Genomic DNA, 6554 nt, shown 5'->3' on the forward strand with positions numbered 1-6554 from the left:
GGCCCGTGCGGCGGCCCTCCTCGGACGCCTTCCGGGTGCGCTCGTCCTCGGCGTGCGCCCGCCTTCGGCGTGAGCCGGTCTTCGGCGCAGGCCCGTCGTGCTTCTACGTACGTTCTCGTAGCAGCGTCCGCGTCCGTCAACGCGGGGGGCGGTTCGGCACCAGTCGGAGGGGCTTGGTGGGCGCGCCGGGGTCGTCGCCGCGGCGCCGGGCGGCGGCCACGCAACCCGGCGCGGTCGCCCGGAACCACCACGGAGGTGGCGGGAAACTCAGCGCCGGCTCGTCCGGGGGCGGCTGGGTCTCGACACTGCCCGGCCCGCCCGCCTTGTCGTCGCCGTGCGCGGTCGCGTCGGCGCCGCCGGGCTCGGCCTGTCGGGGTGCGCCAGGCAGCCGTTCCACACTGAGACCGTCGCTCCTGGCCCCGTACGCCTGGCCGTCCCGCGGACCGTCCGCCGAGCCGGCGACGCGATCCTGGGCCTCCCAGTAGACCTGCCGGCAGACCTCCCAGATCGGCTCGGCCGATCCGGCGGGAGCCCCGGGCTCGACCAGTCCGGCGGGGATCGCGGGCTCCGCCGGTTCGGACGGCAAGCCACCCGTCGTCGATCCGGCTAGCAGCCAGGAAGCCTCGGCGCCGGGAAGGACGCGGCTGTCGAGAGACTCCACCCGGATGGGCCCGGAAGGGTCGGCCGCCGCCGTGGTGAAGGATTCCCCCGCCAGGCCGGCGCCTTCTGCCTGGGCTTCGTCGACGGGCGAGGCCGGCGCGATGCTCGGGGGCGCCGTGAGGCTGCCGGCCGGCACCAGGATCGCGACCAGCTCCCCGGAGTCCGGTGCGCTGAGCCGGCCAGGCCCGGGCGCCCCGCCGGCCGTCGGTGCCTCCCCAGGCGGCGGTCCGTCCAGCGGGGCGGTGCCCGCCTGGGCCGCCCTGGCCATCGCCGCCGCCAGGGCGGAGGAGGCGAACGAGCCTTCCCCCACCTGGGCGACGTCCAACGCCCCAGACAGGGGCTCGACCACCTGGATGGGCTCGGTGACCTGGATGGGCTCGACCACCTGGACGGGAACGGCGTCGGGCGGCGCCGCGGCGAGCACGTCGTCGATGGCGGGCCCGGCCTCGGGAGCGACGTCGCCCGACTCGTCGTCGGCCGGCTCGGGAAGCTCGACGTCATCGGCCAGGCCGCCGCGCGAAAGGCCGACGTACGTCAGCTCCTCGTAGGTCAGGTCCTCGCACGTCGGGCGGGGTTGGGTCCCGCCGGCCGGCAGGCCGGAGCCGTCGGGAACGGTAGAACCGTCCGGACGGCCGCCCCGGCCAGGGCGCTGCGCACCCTGGCCATCCTCGGTGAGCGGGATACGCATCAACATGGTCGTCCTCCTGGCCGCCGCCGTCGCTCCGCGGATCGTCCGGGCCCTCCTGGTCGCCGCGGCGGCCGATGGCCACGCGATGACGTCGCCGCCCCGAACCCGGGGATGAATGAGGCCGCCGACCGCGGCGACGGCGATGAACATCAACACGATGGTCGACCCGGCGGCGGTGACCAGGCCGAGGGCGAACGGGTCCACTCCCGGGGACCACACGTGATCCCGGCCCGGGCTGACCCGGACCGCCGCGAGCGCCGTGTAGTACCCGCCGCGGGTGGCGGCGCCCAGCAGGAGCGCCGCCACCAGGGCCTGGCGCCACCGGTCGCCGAGGCGGAACGCCACCCAGCACAGGACGGTCGCGGTGCCCACGTTCATCACGACGGACAGCGCGGCGAGCAGGACGTCGTATCCGACCGCATGCGCGGCCCGCATCGCGGCGATGGTCAGGAAGGTGGCCGTCGACCAGCCGGCGCCGCTGAGTGCGCCACCGACGAGCAGCCGCCGGGCGCTCGTCGGGTCGGCGGCGGCGATCGTGAGTCCGACGCCCGTCGCCACCGGGACGATCAGCGCGCTGAGCAGCGTCATCCGTAGGTCGAACGACGTGGCGCCGCTGTACTCGCAGGACACGCCACCGGCCAGTTGCGTCGACCAGACGGCCATGCCCACGGCGACGGCCGCGGCGCAGGTCCAGCCGGCGCCGCGGACGCCGACGGCGGGACCGGCGGGACCGGCGAGACCGGCCCGCGGCGCGGCCCTGATGCGGGCCGCGCAGGCGAGCGCCGCGAGCGCGGCGAAGGTCGCGAGCAGGCAGGACACCGCGATGCTCGGTCCACAGGACGAGGAGAGCTGATCCGCCGCCGCCGGCCCCGGGCGCAGCGATGCCAGGCGCGATAGTGGGACCGCGGTGGCAGTGATCATGTTGGTTCCTCGCCGTGTGACGTCGTTGTCACTGTGTGTCCTATCCTGACTTTGGCGCGTCGCGGTCTGGAAGACCACCAGAAGGCACGGACTGGGTCGACCCTGGGTAGTCCGGGCGCCAACCGTTGTGTCGACGGCGCATCGTGCCTGGTAGAGCGGGTGATTCCCGGCTCCGACAGGCTGGACCACCGCCGAGAGGGGCGCGGCTCGGGCGAGTGGGGCTGCCTATCCCAATTCGGTCAACGGACCGGTCGGAGGCCCGTCTACCTGCTACTTTCCGTCGCTGGGCATGACCGTCGGCGCGGCGGAAGCCGAGCCCCGTGTCGTCCCGCGAAGCCCTGCGGCAACTGCCAGGTGGGACGCGGCAGCGGCACGACGGTGGCATGCGACGACGGGGAGAGGAGGCACGGGCGTGACCCTGTGCTGCGGCCTGCTACGGCTGGACGGAGCCGATGTCCGCCGCTCCACCCTCACCTCCATGCTGGCGTCCTCCTCGCTGGGGCTGCCGGCGGCGCGCGGCGTACATCTGGACGGCCCGTTCGGCGTCATCGCGGCCGCCGGCGTGGCGGATGACCCCACGCCCCCGATCGCGGTCGACGACCACGGGCTCACGGTCGTCGTGGTGACGGCCGCCCGCCCCGTCCACGTGCGCCTCGCCGCGCACGCGGGCCGGTACGCGTCGTCGGACGCCGGCTGGGGCGGCATTGGGCCTGACGGCGGTCGGCTTGGCGGGGGTGACGGGGGTGGGCCTGACCGCGGTGGGCTCGACCGCGGTGGGCTGGATGCCGGCGAGCCGGACGTCGGTGAGCCGGACGCCGATGGGCGTGCCGGCGGCGCGGTCGCCTGCCGGGTGGCCGCCGCCTACCGGTCCGTCGGCGAGCGCTGCCTGCGCGGGCTCGCCCCGGACAAGCTCGTCATCGTCTGGGACTCGGCGGTCCGCCGCCTTCTGGTCGCGCGCACCGGCAGACTCGCCGCGGACCTGCTGACCTGGTCGGACGGCCGGCACATCGCGTTCGGCACCGAGCCGGGCCAGCTTCTCGCCGCGTTCCGTGCGCCGCTGCTCGGTCTCTTGCCCGGTCAGGTGCCCGGCCCGTCGGACGCCGTCGCCCGCCTCCGGCCGCGGCGGGTGGGCGGCGCCGAGCCAGATGCCGCCGGCCCGGAGCTCGCTGCCCCCACACAGCCGCGCAGGCTCGGGCGGGTGCGTCAGCTCGCCCCGGGCGACCTCGTCTCGATCTCGGTCGCCGTCGCCCGACGTGGGCCGGGAGGCGCCGGCCTGCGGCTCGTCCCACGTCCAGCGGAGCCCGAGTCCGCGCCCGGCACCGTCCAGGGCGAGTGATCCGTGCCCGGGCCGATCTCCTGGTCGTCAGGCCGGAGGGTCGGTCGTCAGGCTCGAGGGCCGGTCGTCAGGCCCGAGGGGCGGGGCTGGTGTCCGCCGCCAGGCGGGCGCGCACCTCACGGGTCACCGAGCGCTCGGCGATGAACGAGACGAAGGGGATCGTGCCGGCGAGCATGACCAGGACGGTGCGCCGGAACGGCAGGCGCGTCTTGGTCGCCAGATCGAAGGTCACGAGCAGGTAGACGATGTACAGCACCCCGTGGATGGGGCCGATCGTCTGGACGAGCTGCGGCGTGTCGGCGGCGTACTTCAGCGGCACCGCGACGAGCACCAGCGTGACGAGCACCACGCCGACGATGTAGGCGAGCGCCCGATAGCGGGTGAGCGCCTTCGCGATGGCGGCGGGCGCGGGCGCGGGCCTGGCCGGCGCCGCGGGGGCCGGGCTGGGCGAGGAGGCCGCGGCGGCGGTGGCCTGGTCCTGGCTGGGTGCGGTCATCCGTGGTCTCCGGGCGTCATCGTCGTGGCCGTCGGGACGGGCGGCGGGGCAGTGGGCGGGAGTGAAGGGCGGGAGCTGAGGGCGGACAGCCTCATACCCGGTCGCCCTCACGGAGGGCGGCAAGGTAGCGGTTGTATGCCTCGAGCTCCGCGTCGTCGGGATCTTCGTCGTCAGGAGGCGAGGCGGCCAGGGACGCGAGAACGACGTTCGCCGCCGCGTGCTCGGTGACCTCGGCGCCCGCCTCGCTGCCGCCGTCCGCCAGGACGGACGCGGTCGGCCGGATCTCCTCGACGATCATCTTGCCCCACAGGTACAGCACGAACGCGGTGAAGATCCACCACTCGATGCCGTAGAAGAGGTTCTGCAGGGTGCCGTGGCTGGACTCGCCCTTCGTCCACTGCCAGCGACCCATGTACACGAAGAAGACGACCAGGCTCCATGCCAGCGCGTGGCGTAGCAGCCACCCCGGTGAGAACAGCACCCTGCGCACACGTCCGACGCTACCCCCATACCAGCTCGGGGGGCACTGGTGGTCCGTCACGTCGACGTGGGTAGTCGACGTGGTTGTCGGCCGGCGCGGGCGCTCGCCGGGGCGGCCTGGCCGACGTGAACACTGGCCGATCGGCGGTCGGGATGCCGCATCAAAAAAATCTTGAAAATGATGGCAACCTGGCGCCCGCCTCGGACGACCTATGTCTGAACACCGAACGGAGTTCGCGCCAGGAGGTCCGCCGGTGTTCTGGCCCGCCTGTTCCCCCGCTTACCCCCCCCAGCCGGGCGGGCGGGCCACCTAAACCTGAAATCGTCGCTCAGCGACGATCGGAACGTCCGTTTGGCAGGACGGACATTCCGTCCCCACCTCTGCCGCCCGGCCCCCCAATCCCGCCCGGGCGGCAGAGGTGCCCTTGGGGTTGGGGCGGCACGCAGAAGCTCGCGGCTCCGTGTCGCCCCACCCAGGGCCGCTCATTGTATTCGCTGGTCGCCGGCCTCTTTTCGCCGGGGTTCCGCGTCCCCTGTTTCGCGCCGGCTCGTCAGCGGCCGTTGTCCCCGCGTTCACGCCGCCGCGGCGGGCCTCAGTGCAGGACGGCGGCGGCCAGGGAGAGCGACCTGTCGCCGGCACCGGTCAGGGTCACGGTGGCCGGTGTCGAGTCCGGCAGGTCGCCCAGGTCGATGGTGATGACCCCGGAAGAATCGGAACTGGCGAGTCTCAGCGTGTAGTTACTGTCCTGCATGCCGCTGGCGCTCACCCGCACGCTGATGCGGGTGGATCCACCCAGGTAGACGAGAAGCTTGCCTGTGTAGGGGCCGCGGTAGACGGTCATGGCCGCCGAACGGCCGTTGGGGATGACCAACCGGTCGTTGACGCGGCTGCCCTGGCGCTGCGGTGGGGTTCCCCCGGTCCAGGACACGCTGGTGTCGAAGCCTCCGCGCGTGGAACCGAGGCCGGCGAGGCGTCTCGTGTCGATCAGCTGGAAAGAAATGTCGGCGCGGCTGATGATCCCGCTGCGGGCGGAGCCGAACACCACCCAGTCGGTGACGCCCCTGCCGGGCAGGTACAGGCGCGCCCCGCGGGGGAGCGGGTCCAGGTCCGCGTCGCGCGCCGCGTGTTTCTGGCTGGCCTGGTCGTGCTGCCCGCCCCAACCGTCCCAGCCGTCCGAACCGCGGCCTCCCGTGCCCGGGCTGCCGCCATTGCTGGGCCTGGGCCTGGGGCTGGCCGAGGGCGTGACGAGGGCGGTCTCCGGCACCAGCACGGCTACTGACGATGACGAGGTCGAAGCTGAGTCGGTCGGCGTGGTGGGCGTGGGCACCGGGGAGGGCGTGGCCGAGGACGGCGTCGTTCTCGCCGACTGCGGCGAGGGGGAGCCCGCGGGCGCGTTCACCATGATCGGCTGGTTGTCGTGAAAGCTGGCCGCGATGACGGCGGTGGCGCCGATCACGCTGGCCACCGCGGCCAGCGCGCCGACCGACACCAGGCGGGGCCGGGTGCGCCTGACCTGGCCCGGTCTGGTCGACCCGACCACCCCGGCCCGGCGCGGGACCGACGCCGCGGCGCCTGGCCGGCGAGCGTGCCGCCGCGCGGGGCTGGCGGTCGGCGGCCGGGTGCCGGCCGTGCCGGGACGCTCGGCCGCGGACTGCGCGACCATCCTCGTCAGCATCTTCGACTTGATGGCGGCGGAGCTGACGTCGCCCTCGTGCAGCGACGCCTTCAGCTCGCGCACCCACTGGTCCGTGGGCCCTTCGGGGCCACCGGCGCGGGCGGGCTCGCTGCGGTTCGCGGACGAGTCCTGGTTGGTGGAGGAGGGGACGACGATCCGGCGTCGGCGCGGCCGGTGGATGATCACGCCTCGCCTCCCCGTAGCCACATGAACGCGGTACGGGTCGGCTCCGAGGGCGCGCTCGCGCGGCCCTGCCGGCCGCGTCCGGCCGCCTTGCGGACCGACCCGCGCGCGCCC

At 74.2% G+C, this 6554-nt stretch carries 5 protein-coding genes; 1 reads left to right on the top strand and 4 read right to left on the bottom strand.

Going from position 1 to position 6554, the window contains the following annotated elements:
* Positions 1-136 precede the first annotated feature (136 nt).
* Positions 137-2269, bottom strand: coding sequence for an MHYT domain-containing protein (locus FRCN3DRAFT_RS49285; protein WP_007510965.1), 2133 nt, complete (start codon positions 2267-2269; stop codon positions 137-139).
* 412 nt (positions 2270-2681) lie between these two features.
* Between FRCN3DRAFT_RS49285 and FRCN3DRAFT_RS0207620 the strand changes: the two genes are divergently transcribed.
* Positions 2682-3605, top strand: coding sequence for a hypothetical protein (locus FRCN3DRAFT_RS0207620; protein ID WP_007510964.1), 924 nt, complete (start codon positions 2682-2684; stop codon positions 3603-3605).
* Between the two features lie 67 nt (positions 3606-3672).
* Here FRCN3DRAFT_RS0207620 and FRCN3DRAFT_RS43205 read toward each other — a convergent pair whose 3' ends face one another.
* The 3 genes from FRCN3DRAFT_RS43205 to FRCN3DRAFT_RS0207635 form a co-directional block, all read right to left on the bottom strand.
* On the bottom strand, positions 3673-4101 hold the full coding sequence (locus FRCN3DRAFT_RS43205) for a DUF3817 domain-containing protein (RefSeq protein ID WP_007510963.1): 429 nt from the start codon (positions 4099-4101) through the stop codon (positions 3673-3675).
* 91 nt (positions 4102-4192) lie between these two features.
* Positions 4193-4591, bottom strand: a complete 399-nt coding sequence (locus FRCN3DRAFT_RS0207630; protein WP_027140354.1) for a hypothetical protein — start codon at positions 4589-4591, stop codon at positions 4193-4195.
* Between the two features lie 583 nt (positions 4592-5174).
* A complete protein-coding gene (locus FRCN3DRAFT_RS0207635; RefSeq protein ID WP_007510961.1) occupies positions 5175-6443 on the bottom strand; it encodes a hypothetical protein in 1269 nt (422 codons plus the stop codon).
* Between the last annotated feature and the right edge of the window lie 111 nt (positions 6444-6554).

This window comes from Pseudofrankia saprophytica, from assembly GCF_000235425.2.
In the GTDB taxonomy this organism is placed as follows: domain Bacteria; phylum Actinomycetota; class Actinomycetes; order Frankiales; family Frankiaceae; genus Pseudofrankia; species Pseudofrankia saprophytica.

Coding starts and splice junctions, on each gene's coding strand:
- FRCN3DRAFT_RS49285 (WP_007510965.1), bottom strand. CDS start 2,269: ATGATCACTGCCACCGCGGTCCCACTATCGCGCCTGGCATCGCTGCGC.
- FRCN3DRAFT_RS43205 (WP_007510963.1), bottom strand. CDS start 4,101: ATGACCGCACCCAGCCAGGACCAGGCCACCGCCGCCGCGGCCTCCTCG.